Origin of the sequence: Rhizobium sp. NRK18, from assembly GCF_024385575.1 — a bacterium.
In the GTDB taxonomy this organism is placed as follows: Bacteria; Pseudomonadota; Alphaproteobacteria; order Rhizobiales; family Rhizobiaceae; genus JANFMV01.
Window position 1 is genome coordinate 1,682,989 of record NZ_JANFMV010000001.1, and the last position, 15,781, is coordinate 1,698,769.

Consider the following 15,781-nt stretch of genomic DNA (forward strand, 5'->3'; position numbering starts at 1 on the left):
AGAGGATGGCAATGCGAAGGCAGCGCAAGGACAATCTGACCTCGACGATCATCACCTCGCTACGGACACGGCGGGTGAGCCGGCCGGCGGAGAAGGTCGCCGTCGAGACCGGCCAATTGCGCGTCGCCTCCTACAATGTCCACAAATGCGTCGGCACCGACGGGCGCTTCGATCCCGAACGCATCTTGAAGGTGATCGGCGAGATCGATCCCGACGTGATTGCCTTGCAGGAGGCGGATACGCGCTTCGGCGAGCGAACCGGACTTCTCGATGTCAAACGCCTGCAGGTGGAGACCGGCCTGACGGCAGTGCCGATCACGGGGCTGTCGCGCGCCCATGGCTGGCACGGCAATGCGCTCTTCGTGCGCAGGGCGATCATCCGCGACATCCACCAGATGAACCTGCCGGGGATCGAGCCGCGCGGCGCGCTGGTGACCGAGGTCGAACTGGAGACTGGCTCCGCCCTGCGCTTCATCGCCGCCCATTTCGGCCTGTTGCGCTGGGCGCGGTTGCGGCAGGTGGATGCGATCGCCGCGCTGATGCGCAACGGCCCGGACATCGCCACCGTGCTGATGGGTGACTTCAACGAATGGCGGCTTGGCGAACGCTCGGCGCTGTCGGCGCTGCAGGCGGATTTCGGACCGCTGCCGCAGCCGGTGCCGAGCTTCCCGTCGCGCCTGCCGATGCTGTCGCTCGACCGCATTCTCGGCAACCGTCAGGGGCTTGTGCAGGGACTGGCGGTGCATGACAGCGCCTTGTCGCGCATCGCCTCCGACCACCTGCCGCTGACCGGTGTCGTGAATCTCGACCGGGCCGGCGGCTGAAGTCGGGGGCAAAGTGTCTTGGCGGAGCGGAAGGCAGTTTTCTTCCTTGGACTTCACGGCTAAACAAAATGCGGAATTCTGCATGAGGCGACCCGATGTCCGACACCACTGAGCCCCGTCCCGTCGAAACCCTTAGCCGCGAAGAGGCCGAGAACGAACTCGCCTTTCTGGCCGCCGAGCTCGCCCGCCACGATGCGCTCTACCATGGCAAGGACGCGCCGGAGATCAGCGATGCGGATTATGACGCGCTGAAGCGGCGCAACGATGCGATCGAGGAGCGGTTTCCCGATCTGATCCGCGCCGACAGCCCGTCGAAGAAGGTCGGTTCGGCGCCGTCCGACACCTTTGCGCCTGTCACCCATGCCCGCCCAATGCTGTCGCTTGGCAACGTGTTTTCCGATGAGGACGTGCAGGACTTCGTCGCCTCGGTCTATCGCTTCCTTGGGCAGCTGCCGGATAATTCGATCGCCTTTACCGCCGAGCCGAAGATCGACGGGCTTTCCATGTCGCTGCGCTACGAGAACGGCCGGCTGGTGACGGGGGCCACGCGCGGCGACGGCACGACCGGCGAGAACGTGACCGCCAATATCCGCACCATATCGCAGATACCCGACCGGTTGCCGCCAGGGGTTCCGGCAGTCGTCGAGGTGCGCGGCGAGGTCTACATGGCCAAGTCCGATTTCCTGGCGCTCAACAAGCTGATGGAGGAAGAGGGCAAGCCGACCTACGTCAATCCGCGCAACACCGCCTCCGGCTCGCTACGCCAGCTCGACCCGAAGGTGACGGCCAGCCGCAAACTGAGATTCTTCGCCTATGCCTGGGGCGAGATGTCGGAAATGCCAGCCCGTACGCAATACGACATGGTTATGGTGCTGAAAGACTGGGGCTTTCCGGTCAATCCGCTGATGGCGCGGCTGTCCTCCATCGACGATCTGCTCGCCCATTACCGCGATATTGGCCTGAAGCGCGGTGATCTCGACTACGACATCGACGGTGTCGTCTACAAGGTCGACCGGCTGGACCTGCAGGAGCGGCTCGGCTTCCGCTCGCGTTCGCCGCGCTGGGCGACGGCGCACAAGTTCCCGGCCGAACAGGCGTTTACGAAGCTGACCGGCATCGACATCCAGGTCGGCCGCACCGGGGCGCTGACGCCTGTCGCGCGGCTTGAGCCCGTTACCGTCGGCGGCGTCGTCGTCACCAATGCGACGCTGCACAACGAGGACTACATCAAGGGCATCGGCAATTCCGGCGAGCCAATCCGCGAGGGCCGCGACATCCGGGTCGGCGACACGGTTATCGTCCAGCGGGCTGGCGACGTTATCCCGCAGGTCGTCGATATCGTGGAAGAGAAGCGGCCGGCGGATGCGGAAGCCTACAGGTTTCCGACGACCTGTCCGGTCTGCGGCAGCCATGCTGTTCGGGAAGTCAACGAGAAGACTGGCAAGGTCGACGCCGTGCGGCGCTGTACGGGCGGATTCGTGTGCCGCGCGCAGGCCGTCGAGCATCTCAAGCACTTCGTCTCGCGCAATGCCTTCGATATCGAGGGATTCGGCTCCAAGCAGGTCGACTTCTTCTTCGAGAACGAGGATCCGTCCCTGCAGATCCGGACCGCACCCGACATTTTCACGCTGGAAAAGCGCCAGGCGCAGTCGGAGCTGACCAAGCTCGAAAACATTGACGGTTTCGGCAAGGTCAGCGTGGCGAAGCTCTATGCCGCCATCAACGACCGGCGCTCCATCGCCCTGCATCGCTTCATCTACGCGCTCGGCATTCGCCACGCAGGCGAGACCACTGCCAAGCTGCTCGCGCGCTCCTACGGCGCCTATGAGGCCTTTGCGGCTGCGATGAAGGAAGCCGGTAGCCTCTCCGGGGATGCCTGGAACGATCTCAACAACATCGACGGGATCGGCGAGGTGGTCGCGCGATCGATTGTCGAATTCTACAAGGAGCCGCGCAACCTGGAGGTTCTGGAACGGCTTCTCGCCGAGGTGACCCCCGAGGCCGCCGAGATGCCCACCACGACCGACAGTCCGGTCGCCGGCAAGACGGTTGTTTTCACGGGCTCGCTGGAAAAGTTCACCCGCGACGAAGCCAAGGCAAGGGCCGAAAGCCTCGGCGCCAAGGTGGCGGGCTCGGTGTCGAAGAAGACCGACATCCTCGTCGCCGGCCCCGGCGCGGGTTCCAAGCTTACCAAGGCCCAGGAACTCGGCATCCAGACGATGGATGAGGACGAGTGGCTGGCGCTGATCGGCGGGTGAGGGTACCGTTCGGATAATTTGGCACGCTATCGCGGTCTCTGCAGACCGAGCAACACTGTGGGTATTTCCGTTTCTTTAGTTGGAGTGAATTCCAAAACCTGAATTCTCTGAATTGCCAACTCGTCTGTTTAATAAAGCATCTTTGGAGACATTAATTACTATGGCAATTTTGCAGAGAAATGAAGACTTTCGATATCGACATTTAGACGGTCTTCGTGGTGTTGCATCGGTCATCGTTGTCATATTTCATACAATATTGTGCTTTGATCGCGCGATTGTCTCAGGCGCCCCAATAGAAGCTCATTTTGGATGGGAAATCAATTTTGCGGGTGCCCCTTTTGTTTTTTTTACGCGAGGGGGATTGCCGGTAATGATATTTTTCGTGTTGAGCGGATATGTGATTAGTAAGTTTCTTATTCGAGTAGATGTCAATCTCTTATTTTTGGTGTTGCGCCGCTATATTAGACTCGGTTTGCCAATTCTTGTGACGACAATATTTTCTTATATTCTATTTCTAATCGCCTTTGAACCGAATTTGGCTCAGCTTACAAAATCGACTTGGCTGACAACAATTTATCAGCAGGAGGCATCGTTGCCTGCAGCGCTGGCAGAGGGAACCTATGGAGCATTGCTCGGCCTTGTACCGCAACCCCTATCCTACAATCCTAGCCTTTGGACGATGGCTATCGAGTTTGCTGGTTCCTTACTTTTGTTTGCTATTTTTCGGGCAACTCGTTTTGTAGGGGGTGACCCTTATACCCGCCCGAACTTGCGGACCTACATTTTTTTGCTACTCGCGATCGCTTTATCATTCTCTTATCTGGGATTGTTCGCGTGTGGGGCATTTCTCGCATGTAACCCAAGGGCAAAGCCCATAGGTTCGTTGACTGCTTCGGCGCTTCTAGCGCTAGGATTTTTGTTTGGAAGCGTTCCTTGGAGTGCTTATCCGTGGTGGGGAATTGATTTCGCAATTCCGATGTTCGCTCTTCCTTATGTGTTGCCATTCCCAATAAAGAATATCGTCGATATTTATTCTGCCATTGCTGCAATAATTATTTTCGTTACAGTGCTAAATTATGGGCCCGCGCAAAGACTTTTGTCTGCACGTCCATTTACATTTTTGGGTGAATTGTCATTTCCCTTGTATTTGATCCATGTGCCTTTGCTCATTTCAAGTACCGCCAAATGTGCGCTTGCATTGCACGCATGGGGAATGCCTTACAGCGTGGTGATGGCTGCAGCAATGGTCGTACAGATCGGCACTTCTTTGACCGCCGCTTGGATATTGCTCTTGATCTGCGAGGGACCGGCCATTTCACTCTCCAGAGTTTTTACCAAGAGTGAAATCACGTCGACATCCAGCTGACGGGAAGTGAAGTGCCTCAATAGAGTTCTGTCGCGTTGGTTTATGTCAACTGGCGCTAGCCTTTCTTCTTCCCCTTGAAGGGCTTTCCGCCGAACGGCTTGCCACCGGGCTTGCCCTTGCCGCCGGGGCCGCCCTTGGGCTTGCCGGCATAGGCGGGCTTGTCGCCTCTGCGGTCGCCGTTGTCGCGGCCAGCGAAGGCGGATTTGCCGCCGGCGGGCTTCGCCTTCTTCCACGGCGCATTGTCGTCGCTCTTGCGGAAGGGCTTGTCGCCCGCGGGCTTCGGATCGCCCCAGACCTCGTTGTCGGCCTTGCGCATGTCGTCGTCGCGGCGCTTGCCGGCATAGGGTTTCTTGCCGGCGAAATCGCCGCCTGACGGCTTGTCCTTCTTCCAGTCCTTGCGCGGCGGCTTGTCGTAGGCGTCATCGCGATCGCGGCGGGGGCGGTCGGCGTTGTCGCGCGGCGGACGGGGAGCGCGCTCCCTCTCGGGAGCGGCGAAATCCGGCATGCCGTCGACAGGGCGGACATTGATGCCGCGGTCGATGGTCTTGTTTGGGCCGAGCGAGACGAGGAAGCTTTCGGCGGAAGCTTCGGCGATCTCGACGAAGGTTTCCTCCTGCATCAGCTTGATGCGGCCGATGTCGCGCTTCGTCAAGTTGCCGTGGCGGCAGAGCATCGGGATCAGCCAGCGCGGCTCGGCGCGCTGGTTGCGGCCGACGGCGAGTGAGAACCAGCGGCTCGGGCCGAAATCGGCGTCGCGGCCCTTCGTCGTCTGGACGGGGAAATCCTCGCCCTCGCGGCGCTTCTTCTGCGGCTCGAGCGTGACCGGGATCAGGTCTTCCGGCGCGGAGCGGTGGCCGCTCTGAAGGCGCAGGAAGGCTGCGGCGAGCTTTTCGGCGCCGTGGGCTTCGAGCAAACGCGCGACCAGCGGCGCCTCGTCATTGCTGACGGCATCGTTCAGGGACGGATCGACGAGCAGGCGCTCGTTGTCGCGCTCGATCACCTCGTCGGCGGTCGGCGGCAGGGCCCAGGTCGGCTTGACGCTGGCGCCCATCAGCAGGCGTTCGGCCTTGCGGCGGGCGCTCATCGGCACGATCAGGGCAGAGACGCCCTTGTTGCCGGCGCGGCCTGTGCGGCCGGAGCGGTGCAGCAGCGTTTCCGAATTGGTCGGCAGATCGGCATGGATGACGAGTTCGAGGCCGGGCAGGTCGATGCCGCGGGCGGCTACGTCGGTCGCGATGCAGACGCGGGCGCGGCCGTCGCGCATGGCCTGCAGCGCGTGGGTACGCTCGTTCTGCGTCAGTTCGCCGGACAGCGCCACGACCGAGAAGCCGCGATTGTGCAGCCTTGCGGTCAGATGGTTGACCGCGGCGCGTGTCGAACAGAAGACGATGGCGTTCTTCGCTTCGTAATAGCGCAGGACGTTGATGATGGCGTTTTCGCGGTCGGGATTGGCGACGACGAGGGCGCGATACTCGATATCGACGTGCTGCTTCTTCTCCGACACCGTTTCGACACGGCGGGCGTCACGCTGGTAGGTCTTGGCGAGATCGGCGATCGAACGCGGCACGGTGGCCGAGAACATCAGCGTGCGGCGATCCTCGGGCGAGGCTTCGAGGATGAATTCGAGGTCTTCGCGGAAGCCGAGGTCGAGCATTTCGTCGGCTTCGTCGAGAACGACGGCGCGCAGGTCGGAAAGGTCGAGCGCGCCGCGGGTGATGTGGTCGCGCAGGCGGCCCGGCGTGCCGACGACGATATGGGCGCCGCGTTCCAGCGCGCGGCGCTCGGTGCGCACGTCCATGCCGCCGACGCAGGTGGCAAGGCTCGCGCCGGTCATCTCGTAGAGCCATTCGAGTTCGCGCTTGACCTGCATGGCCAGTTCGCGGGTCGGGGCGATGGCGAGTGCCAGCGGCGTTGCCGCGCGTTCGAAGCGTCCGTCTTCCTCGAGCAGGTTCGGCGCCAGCGCCAGGCCGAAGGCAACCGTCTTGCCGGAGCCGGTCTGGGCCGAGACGAGGACGTCGCGGTCGACGAGATCGGGATCGATCATCGCGGTCTGGACCGGGGTGAGGGTGTCGTAGCCGCGCTTGCGCAGGGCCTCGGCGATCGTCGAAACGATGCCGTCAATATCAGTCATGGATCAGTCTTTCGAATAAAGGGGTTTGGTGGACCCTTGCACGCACGTCTCGCGTGGTGGACAGCATTGCCGTCCGCCGGCCAATTTGCAGCGTTCCTAGCCGTCAAAGGCCCGAATGTACAGCGGATATTTCGAAAACGCGGCAACGGCAGGCAATCTTGCAAAACGGCGGGCCGGCCTTACCTATGGATCATCACGTCCAAAGGAGATCAGGATGCGCTTCAAAATTGCCGCCATGGCCCTCATTGCCGGTTTCGCCGGTCTGTCCGCGTCCGCCAGTGCCGAAGTGGTCGGCAAGGTCGGTGTCGACTGGGTCGGCAACGACATCATCGTCGATGCGCTGAGCGATCCGAAGATCGAGGGCGTGACCTGCCACGTGACCTATTTCGACCGGTCGATCATCGATCGCCTGAGCAAGGGCAACTGGTTCGAGGACCCCTCCAACAGTTCGATCGCCTGCCGTCAAACCGGCCCGATCAAGATAGGCGACATCGACATGGGGGAGGAGGGAGAAGAGGTGTTCAAGGAAGGCCGCTCGCTGATCTGGAAGAAGCTGGTGGTCAACCGGATCTACGACAAGCCGAACAACACGCTGATCTACCTCGTGCATTCGCGCCAGGTCACGGATGGTTCTGCGAAGATGGCGATCTCGACGGTGCCTCTGTTCGGCCAGGATGTGCAGTGGGAGAAGAAGTGATCCCGGTTCCCGCATTTTCATCGCCTTCACCCATATGGTGTAGAAGGGCGATCGCGGCGATCAAATATCCTTGATCAACCAGCAATTGGTGCGTTTGTCATTTTAACGCGACGGTCGTTGTGGCAATTCTGGCAGAGATACGGGATTGGCTCACGGGTGAAAATCCGACGACTGTCTGTATCTCGCTCATGCGGCAGGTTGGATCACCTCTCCACCTGCCGCTTTTTTCATTCCGGGCATGAAAACGAAGAAACCGGAGGCGCGGGCCCCCGGTTTGCGATCGCGCGATCATGTCAGGCTTCAGGCTGCCTGTTGCAACTGTTCGGCGATGACCGTGTCGAGGTTCAGGAAGCAGACCATGCTCTTTTCGAGAGCGACGATGCCGCGGCAGAAATCGCGCTGGACTTCCGGGATGATTTCCGGCGCCGGCTGCAGGGCTTCCGACTTGATGGTCATCATGTCGGAGACCTGTTCGACCAGCAGGCCGACCAGCTTGCCGTTGATGTCCGTGACGATGATGGCCGAACGTTCGGACGGCTCGGTCATCGGCATGCCGAGGCGGCAGGCCATGTCGATGACGGGGATCACGGCGCCGCGCAGGTTGATGAGGCCCAGCACGTAATCCGGCGTGTGCGGCATCGGGGTGACCGGTGCCCAGCCGCGGATTTCGCGGATGGCCATGATGTCGATGCAGAACTCCTGCTCGCCAAGATGGAAAGAGACGATTTCGAGATAGGAACCGGTTTGTTTGATGGCATTGGTCATGATCAGAACTCTTCCCAATTGTCCGTTGAGCTTGAGGTTTTGGCTGGAGCGTTGAAGGCGGAGGCAACCTTGCCCATCAACGAATGTGCTGGCGAATTGCGCGGTCGGTTGGCAGCCGGATCGGCGGCCTTGACCGGTGTGCGGAAGGGGGCAGGTTTCGGCGCTGAGGCGGCCGGACGAGGGCTCGCCGCGGGCGCGGCCGAATGCGTTGCCACCGACGGCCGGACGAAGGCTTCGTTGCGATCGCCGAGCCGGAACTGGCCGACGACCTCCTCGAGCCTGACCGTGTCCTGATGCAGCGTGTGGCTTGCCGCATTGGTCTCTTCGACCATGGCGGCGTTCTGCTGGGTGACATGGTCCATCTGGCCGACGGCCGTGTTGATTTCGTTGAGGCCCGCGCTCTGCTCGCGGGCCGCGACGACGATGGACTGCATGTGATCGTTGATCTGGACCACATCTCCGCGGATTTCGCTGAGAGCCGTGCCGGTGGCCGTTACCAGCTGGACGCCGGTCTGCACCTCTCCGCTGGAGCGGGCGACGAGATGCTTGATGTCCTTGGCAGCACCTGCTGCGCGGCCTGCAAGTTCGCGGACTTCCTGCGCGACGACGGCAAAGCCCTTGCCGGCTTCACCGGCGCGGGCAGCCTCGACGCCGGCATTCAGGGCCAGGAGGTTGGTCTGGAAGGCGATCTCGTCGATGACGTTGATGATCTTGCCGATTTCGGCGGACGCGGTCTCGATGCGGCCCATCGCTTCCATCGCCTCGGTGACGACAGTCGACGAATGTTCGGCGCGCGACTTGGTATGACCGACGAGGCGGGTCGCTTCTTCGGCGCGGGCCGTGGCATTGCGCATGGTCGCGGTGATCTGGTCGAGCGCCGAGGAGGTTTCTTCGAGGGAGGCGGCCTGCTGCTCGGTCCGGCGGGCGAGATCATCGGCTGCAGTGCGCATCTGGCTGCCATTGGCATGGATGGCGCTCGACTGTTCGCGGATGACCTGCATGACGCCGCGCAGCTTGATAAGTGCGCTGTTGTAGTCGGTCCGCAGGCGCTCGAGGTCGGCCCGGAACGGCTCGGCGATGTCATGGCTCAGATCGCCGTCGGCAAGTTTCGTGAGACCTGCGGCAAGGGCGTCGACCGCATGGCGGATTTCGGCTTCCTCGCGTTCATGGGTCGCCACGCGCTGGTTCTGTTCGGCTTCGCGCTGATTGCGGGCAAGCGCCGCATCGGCTTCGACCCGGCGCTTTTCGAGGGCTGCTGCGCGCAGGATATCGGCGGAACGGGCCATGTCGCCGATCTCGTCGCCGCGCTCGATGCTGCCGACGGCGCTGTCGTAATCGCCGCTGGCGATATGCTGCAGGCTGTCGCGGAGATTGCGGATGCCCCGCAGGATGTTGCGTGACTGCCAGGAGACGATCAGCGATACCGCGGCCAGCGCGGCAAGGCCCGCCAGAAGCTGGATGTAGAAGGAGCTGGTGACGGAGTTGCCCGCGTTCTGGATGTGTTGGAACTGGAGCTTTCCGGCGGCTTCGGCCAGCGTCGCCAGCGATTGCGTCACCCGCTCGCCGGCGCCGTCGATGACATCGTCGATCTTGGCGTAGGCGCTGGGGTCGGCGCCCGTCTGGATCATGGTGACGAGATCGGTCTGGATGGCTGCCGTCAGGGCGTTGATATCGTTGGTCAGGGTGTCGGCGATGTCCGTCAGCCCCTGTGACTTGGCCAGGCCGACGAGTTCGGATGTGCCGTTCTTCAGGAGTTCGGAATTCTGCGTGATGATGTTCATGCGATCGGCAGGGATCGCCTTGGCATCCGCGTCGATGATCGAATCCATCGCTGCAAGGACGAGCTCGGTGTTGGCGAGCCGCATGCCCGTGATCTGCTGGTTGAACTGTTCGGCTGCCACCGAGCCGCTGAGGGCCTTGTTGACGGATATGTTGCCATAGGCCGAAATTGCAATGGTCGCGCCAAGGCCGGCAAAAGCGCCGAAGCCGGCCATCCAGAGGCGGCGGCTGACCGTAATGTTCTTGCTCACACTGGTGCTCACGTTGGTTCCCACGTCGAATACTGTTCCCACCCGCGACTCTCCGCAGAGAGCGCCCGGAGTCCAATTATCGCCATAATCATTTAACGAAGCGCTAACCACGCGAAACGCGGGTTTTCGTTTCCCTTGGATGGCAGGGGCTTTATGACGCGCTCGCTCCTGTTGCCTCGATGGCGCTCTGCAAGTATGACGACGCTGATTGTGGCGTGTGGCGCCCGGATTTTGGAAGGTCTGTGATGAAACCAAGGCTCTTAGCGGTCATCGTATCTGCCGTCGTTCTCGTCGGGCTCGCCGGCTGGTTCGCGATGGAATACACAAGATCCAGCAGCAAGCTTGCCGAAGGACCCTATGGCGGCCCCTTCGAACTGGTGACGCAGCAAGGTTCGAAGATCACCGAAGCGGCGTTTCGCGACGGCAAGCCGACGGTGCTGTTCTTCGGCTACACGCATTGCCCGGATGTCTGCCCGACGACGCTGTTCGAGCTCGACGGATGGCTGAAGCAGGTCGATCCGGACGGCGACAAGCTGCAGGCCTATTTTGTTTCCGTCGATCCCGAGCGCGATACGCCGGAGACCATGAACCAGTATGTGTCGAACGTTTCCAAGCGGATCACCGGCATATCAGGACCTGCCGACAAGATCGGCGACATGGTTCGCGAGTTCCACATCTATGCCAAGAAGGTGCCGATCGATCCGAATGCGCCGGACGGCGACTATACGATGGACCATACGGCATCCGTCTTCCTGCTTGACGGCGGCGGTCGCTTTTCGGGTACTATCGCCTATGGCGAGGACACCGACGTCGCCATCAAGAAGCTTCAGAACCTGATTGCCGGCTGAGACCGGGAAAGACCTTAGACAGTGAGCCAGATCCGCCTCTACGTGACGACCTCCGAACGTGACGCTGATGTCATTCTCGGATTGATGACCGATGTCTTCGAGGATCGCGGCTATGCGATCGCGACAATGGAGATCGACGAGAAGCGCGACCTCTGGGAGGCGAGCGTCTACCTGCAGGAAGAAGAAGAGGCCGACATTCGCGCGGAATTCGCCTGCCTGCTGGCGCCGGGTTTTGCCAAGCTGTCCATCGAGAAGGAAGTGCTGCCCGAGATCGACTGGATCGCCAAGTCGCTCGAAGGGTTGAAGCCGGTGAGGGCGGGGCGCTTCATCGTCCATGGTTCGCATGATCGCGACAAGGTCCTGCCGGGCGACCTGCCGATCGAGATCGACGCGGGCCAGGCGTTCGGCACCGGCCACCACGGCACGACGGCCGGCTGCCTGGAGATGATCGATTCGGTCATTCGGGCCAGACGCGTCACCAACGCGCTCGACCTCGGCACCGGCAGCGGTGTGCTCGCGATTGCCGTGAGAAGGCTGAAGCGCGTGCCGGTTCTTGCGACCGACATCGATCCGGTCGCCGTCGACGTCGCGAAGGAGAATTGCCGTCTCAACGAAATCCGGTCGGGCATCGATCTGGTGACGGCGCCGGGATTCCATTCGCGGGCCTTTGTCGACCACGGCCCGTTCGACCTGATCATCGCCAACATTCTGGCGCGGCCGCTGATGAAGATGGCGCCGCAGCTCGTCGGCCATCTGGCGCCCGGCGGCTCGGTCATCCTGTCCGGCATCCTGGCCAGCCAGCGCTGGAAGGTGCTCTCCGCCTATAACGGCGCAGGCCTGCGCCATGTGCGCACGATCTGGCGCAATGGCTGGGTGACGATCCATCTGGATCGGTGCTGAACTGATCTGATCTGACTGGTATTTGAAAGCTCAAAAGGAAAAGGCGGCACCGGGAGGAGGTGCCGCCTTTCCTGTTGTTGCCCGCGAGCTGGGAGGAGGAGGATGCTCAAGCGGGCTCTAGCGTATTCCTTTAACCGTCCCGGTTTGGGAGGAGGAGGAGAGCCGAGACGGCGTTAATCAGAATACGTAGCTCGTTGCGCCCTTGCGGCGGAGTTCTTCGCGGGACGTACCCATGGCCTTCAGCGATTCGTCGTCGAGGTTGAGAAGCGCGCCGTTGACATAGCGGCGGACCTGACGTTCGCGTGCCGAAACCAGATTGTTGTAAGCTGCGCGGAAGAAGGAGTTGCTCATTTCGAATTCCTTTCATACCGGGTGTTTGTTGCCCCGTTCGATGATTGGAAGATAGTGAATCCTTTCGGCTTCAGGCAGGGGGTTTAGGTCATGGGTGCTATGCAGCAAACGCATAGTGCGGTGCAGCATTTATCGGCGGGTTGTACATTTTTGCAGGGCTTTCATTATCGAACTTGCCGCCGCCGATGGATGCGATCAGTGTACCCGCAACTGGAACTTGAGAGTTGGCCCTTTCCTATGTCGCATCCAGCCTCCGATTTTCGAAATCTGATCATCCATACATCCAGATTGACACTTCGGCCGCCGGACCAGCGTGACTTGTCTTTCATGACGGCGCTCTTCGCAAAACCGGAACTCGTTGCACACAGACCCGATCCTACGCCGGACAGTCGCGTTGTGACGAAAGCCAGGCTGGCGCGCGAGATTTCTCATTGGAGGAAGTTTGGCTTCGGAAGATGGGCAGCCGAGGCAGATGGCGAACTGATCGGATTTGGTGGCGTCACGCAATCGGAGCACTATGATGCATTGAACCTATCTTATCATCTGGATCCCGCTTTCTGGCGGCGTGGATATGCTGTCGAGCTGGCCAGAGCCGCAGTGTCTTACGGGACTGTGCATTTGCGTCGCAGTCGGATTGTCGGTCTCGTCCGTCCGGTAAATGGAGCTTCGCGGCGTGTGCTGGAAAAGTGCGGTTTCGTGCAAGAAGGCATGGTCGAGCTACATGGAGCTCCCACCATGCTCTTTTCCCTGCGGACGGATGTGCTAGGTAGATAGTCCGCACAGACATCCCATTGCCGCCGAAAGGCCCCGTCCATGTTTCAATCCTTTGATGTCACCTCCACACCGCAATTCGGCCGCGCCCGGGTCGAGGCCTTGCGGGCCCGTTTCGACGGGCTCGGCATCGATGCTTTTCTGGTGCCGCGGGCGGACGAATATCAGGGGGAATATGTGCCGGCCTCGGCCGAACGGCTGTCCTGGCTGACGGGGTTCACGGGATCGGCGGGCATTGCCTTCATCGGGCGCAACGAGGCGGTCGTCTTCGTCGACGGTCGCTACACGACGCAGCTTGTCAGCCAAGTCGATGGCGAGGTCTTTTCTGGGGGGGATCTGGTGAATGCACCGCCGCATGTCTGGCTGAAGACGCACGCGGCGCCGGGCTTGCGGGTCGGCATCGATCCGAGGCTTCATACGGGCGCCGACGTGCGCAGGCTCGAAAAGGCGCTGGAAAAAAGTGGCGGTACGCTGGTGATCCTCGATGAGAACCCGGTCGATGCGATCTGGGACGATCGCCCGGCCGAGCCCTGCGAGCCGATTGCGGTTCAGCCGGAGCACATCGCCGGAAAGCCGGCCGCCGAGAAGATCGCGACGATCGCCGAGGGGCTGGCGGAGGAGAAATGTTCGGCCGTCCTGCTGTCCGATCCGTCCTCGGTCGCCTGGGCATTCAATATCCGCGGCAACGACGTGCCGCACACGCCGCATCCGCTGGCACGGGCGATCATCCATGCCGACGGGCGGGCGGAGCTGTTCTGTGACGGCGAGAAGATCAAGGGTGCGGCGATGGATCATCTTTCGGCGCTCGCCACGCTGTTTCCTCCGGATACGCTTTCGAAGCGGCTGGCAGCGATTGCCGTCGACAGTGGCCGTATTCTGGTCGACAGCGGTTCGGCGTCCTATTTCCTGACGCAGGCCATACGCGATGCGGGCGGTGAGGCGGTCGAGGGCAGCGATCCGGCGCAGCTGCCGCGTGCTTGCAAAAATGCGGCCGAGCTCAACGGTTCGCGCGCCGCGCATCTGCAGGACGGTGCGGCCATGTGCGCCTTTCTCCACTGGCTCGATACGTCCGAGCCGGGCGACGTGACGGAAATCGCGGCGGCGAAGGCGCTGGAGGCTGCCCGCGCCAGGGTCGGCGAGCGGATGCAGAACGCGCTGAAGGACGTATCGTTCGAGACGATTTCCGGCGCCGGTCCGGACGCGGCGATCATTCACTACCGAGTGACGACGGCGACCGACCGGCCGCTGAAGGCCGGCGAGATGTATCTCGTGGATTCCGGCGCGCAATATGTCAACGGCACGACGGACATTACCCGGACGGTCGCGATCGGCGAGGTGCCGGAGGAGCAGAAGACCTTCTTCACGCTGGTCCTGAAGGGCATGATCGCCATTTCGCTCGCCCGCTTCCCCAAGGGCACGCGCGGCTGCGACCTCGATCCGCTGGCCCGCATCGCGCTGTGGAAGGCGGGGGCGGATTACGGCCATGGCACCGGTCACGGCGTCGGCGCCTATCTCTCGGTGCATGAGGGTCCGCAGCGCATCTCCCGGCTCTCGACGCAGGAGCTGCTACCCGGCATGATCCTTTCCAACGAGCCGGGCTATTACCGGCCGGGCGCCTTCGGCATCCGCATCGAGAACCTGATCGTCGTCCGGGAAGAGGTAGAGATCGCCGGCGGCGACAGGCCGATGCTCGGCTTCGAGACGATCACCTTCTGCCCGATCGACAAGCGGCTGATCGTCACCGATCTCTTGACCCGCGAGGAGCTGCAATGGATCGATGCTTATCACGCCGAGGTTCGGGAGAAGCTGATGCCCTTCATCGACGAGATGGCCGTCAGGGCCTGGCTGGACGCTGCAACGACGCCGTTTTCCGTTCATTCGTGAAAAGGTGTTTTCGTGCCTGACCGGACAATTTTGCCGGATTCTGGCCTTGTCATCATGCGGGCAAGCGGTAGAGATCGCTGCAGTGAAATCGAGAACTCGCTAAGGAGGAAACAAGATGAAACTGATGCGTGTCGGTGCGCCGGGTGCCGAGAAGCCCGCCATTGTCGATGGTGACGGCAAGATCCGTGACCTGTCCGGCCACGTGGCCGATATCGGCGGCGACGCCATCTCGCCGGAAGGGCTGGCCAAGATCGCCAAGATCGATCTCTCGAGCCTGCCGGTCATCGACGGGCGTGTAGGCCCGTGCGTTGCCGGTACCGGCAAGTTCATCTGCATCGGCCTGAACTTCTCCGACCACGCCGCCGAATCCGGCATGGCGGTGCCGCCAGAGCCGGTGATCTTCATGAAGGCGACCTCGGCGATCTGCGGCCCCTACGATAACGTGCTGATCCCGCGCGGCTCTGAAAAGACCGACTGGGAAGTCGAGCTCGGCGTCGTCATCGGCAAGACGGCGAAATATGTCAGCGAAGCCGATGCGCTCGACTACGTCGCCGGCTACTGCGTCAGCCATGACGTGTCCGAACGCGCCTTCCAGACCGAACGGTCCGGCCAGTGGACGAAGGGCAAGTCCTGCGACACGTTCGGCCCGGTCGGTCCCTGGCTGGTGACCAAGGACGAAATCGCCGATCCGCAGGCGCTCAACATGTGGCTGAAGGTCAATGGCGAGACGATGCAGAACGGTTCTTCGGCAACCATGGTCTATGGCGTGAAGTTCCTGGTGTCCTATCTCAGCCAGTTCATGAGCCTGCAGCCGGGCGACATCATTTCCACCGGCACGCCCCCAGGCGTCGGCATGGGCATGAAGCCGCCGCGTTACCTGAAGCCCGGCGAAGTCGTCGAACTCGGCATCGAGGGCCTCGGCAGCCAGAAGCAGACCTTCGTCGCCGACGCCTGAG

At 61.7% G+C, this 15,781-nt stretch carries 13 protein-coding genes; 9 read left to right on the forward strand and 4 right to left on the reverse strand.

The annotated features are described in order from the left end of the window. The first annotated feature begins 5 nt into the window (after nucleotides 1-5). The 3 genes from NN662_RS07720 (at nucleotide 6) to NN662_RS07730 (ending at nucleotide 4,448) form a co-directional block, all read left to right on the forward strand. A complete protein-coding gene (locus NN662_RS07720; protein ID WP_261929710.1) occupies nucleotides 6-824 on the forward strand; it encodes an endonuclease/exonuclease/phosphatase family protein in 819 nt (272 codons plus the stop codon). Nucleotides 825-919: 95 nt separating this feature from the next. Further along, entirely contained in the window at nucleotides 920-3,082 is a 2,163-nt protein-coding gene (gene ligA, locus NN662_RS07725; RefSeq protein ID WP_261929711.1) for an NAD-dependent DNA ligase LigA, read from the forward strand. A gap of 160 nt (nucleotides 3,083-3,242) precedes the next feature. Next, nucleotides 3,243-4,448: an acyltransferase family protein gene (locus tag NN662_RS07730; RefSeq protein ID WP_261929712.1), complete on the forward strand. Its 1,206-nt coding sequence runs from the start codon at nucleotides 3,243-3,245 to the stop codon at nucleotides 4,446-4,448. Nucleotides 4,449-4,503: 55 nt separating this feature from the next. Here NN662_RS07730 and NN662_RS07735 read toward each other — a convergent pair whose 3' ends face one another. Next, nucleotides 4,504-6,579, reverse strand: coding sequence for a DEAD/DEAH box helicase (locus NN662_RS07735; RefSeq protein WP_261929713.1), 2,076 nt, complete (start codon nucleotides 6,577-6,579; stop codon nucleotides 4,504-4,506). 214 nt (nucleotides 6,580-6,793) lie between these two features. On the opposite strand from NN662_RS07735, the gene NN662_RS07740 reads away from it, so the two are divergent. Continuing rightward, nucleotides 6,794-7,276: a CreA family protein gene (locus NN662_RS07740; RefSeq protein ID WP_261929714.1), complete on the forward strand. Its 483-nt coding sequence runs from the start codon at nucleotides 6,794-6,796 to the stop codon at nucleotides 7,274-7,276. Nucleotides 7,277-7,576: 300 nt separating this feature from the next. Here the strand turns inward: NN662_RS07740 and NN662_RS07745 are convergent, their stop codons facing one another. Further along, entirely contained in the window at nucleotides 7,577-8,041 is a 465-nt protein-coding gene (locus tag NN662_RS07745) for a chemotaxis protein CheW (RefSeq protein WP_261929715.1), read from the reverse strand. 2 nt (nucleotides 8,042-8,043) lie between these two features. Continuing rightward, nucleotides 8,044-10,083: a HAMP domain-containing methyl-accepting chemotaxis protein gene (locus NN662_RS07750; RefSeq protein WP_315972586.1), complete on the reverse strand. Its 2,040-nt coding sequence runs from the start codon at nucleotides 10,081-10,083 to the stop codon at nucleotides 8,044-8,046. A 233-nt stretch (nucleotides 10,084-10,316) separates the two neighbouring features. Between NN662_RS07750 and NN662_RS07755 the strand changes: the two genes are divergently transcribed. Together NN662_RS07755 and NN662_RS07760 are read left to right on the forward strand one after the other, a co-directional pair. Beyond that, complete coding sequence (locus tag NN662_RS07755) at nucleotides 10,317-10,919, forward strand: SCO family protein (protein ID WP_261929716.1); 603 nt, start codon at nucleotides 10,317-10,319, stop codon at nucleotides 10,917-10,919. Nucleotides 10,920-10,940: 21 nt separating this feature from the next. Then, a complete protein-coding gene (locus tag NN662_RS07760; protein ID WP_261929717.1) occupies nucleotides 10,941-11,819 on the forward strand; it encodes a 50S ribosomal protein L11 methyltransferase in 879 nt (292 codons plus the stop codon). A gap of 177 nt (nucleotides 11,820-11,996) precedes the next feature. On the opposite strand, the gene NN662_RS07765 is transcribed toward NN662_RS07760, so the two are convergent. Further along, nucleotides 11,997-12,170 (reverse strand): hypothetical protein, encoded by a 174-nt coding sequence (locus NN662_RS07765; protein WP_261929718.1) that lies wholly within the window; start codon nucleotides 12,168-12,170, stop codon nucleotides 11,997-11,999. Between the two features lie 237 nt (nucleotides 12,171-12,407). Between NN662_RS07765 and NN662_RS07770 the strand changes: the two genes are divergently transcribed. The 3 genes from NN662_RS07770 to NN662_RS07780 all read left to right on the forward strand — a co-directional run bounded on the left by NN662_RS07770 (nucleotide 12,408) and on the right by NN662_RS07780 (nucleotide 15,780). Next, entirely contained in the window at nucleotides 12,408-12,944 is a 537-nt protein-coding gene (locus NN662_RS07770; RefSeq protein WP_261931900.1) for a GNAT family N-acetyltransferase, read from the forward strand. Between the two features lie 39 nt (nucleotides 12,945-12,983). After that, complete coding sequence (locus tag NN662_RS07775; protein WP_261929719.1) at nucleotides 12,984-14,825, forward strand: aminopeptidase P family protein; 1,842 nt, start codon at nucleotides 12,984-12,986, stop codon at nucleotides 14,823-14,825. A gap of 115 nt (nucleotides 14,826-14,940) precedes the next feature. Beyond that, nucleotides 14,941-15,780 (forward strand): fumarylacetoacetate hydrolase family protein, encoded by an 840-nt coding sequence (locus tag NN662_RS07780; RefSeq protein WP_261929720.1) that lies wholly within the window; start codon nucleotides 14,941-14,943, stop codon nucleotides 15,778-15,780. Nucleotide 15,781: the final 1 nt, after the last annotated feature.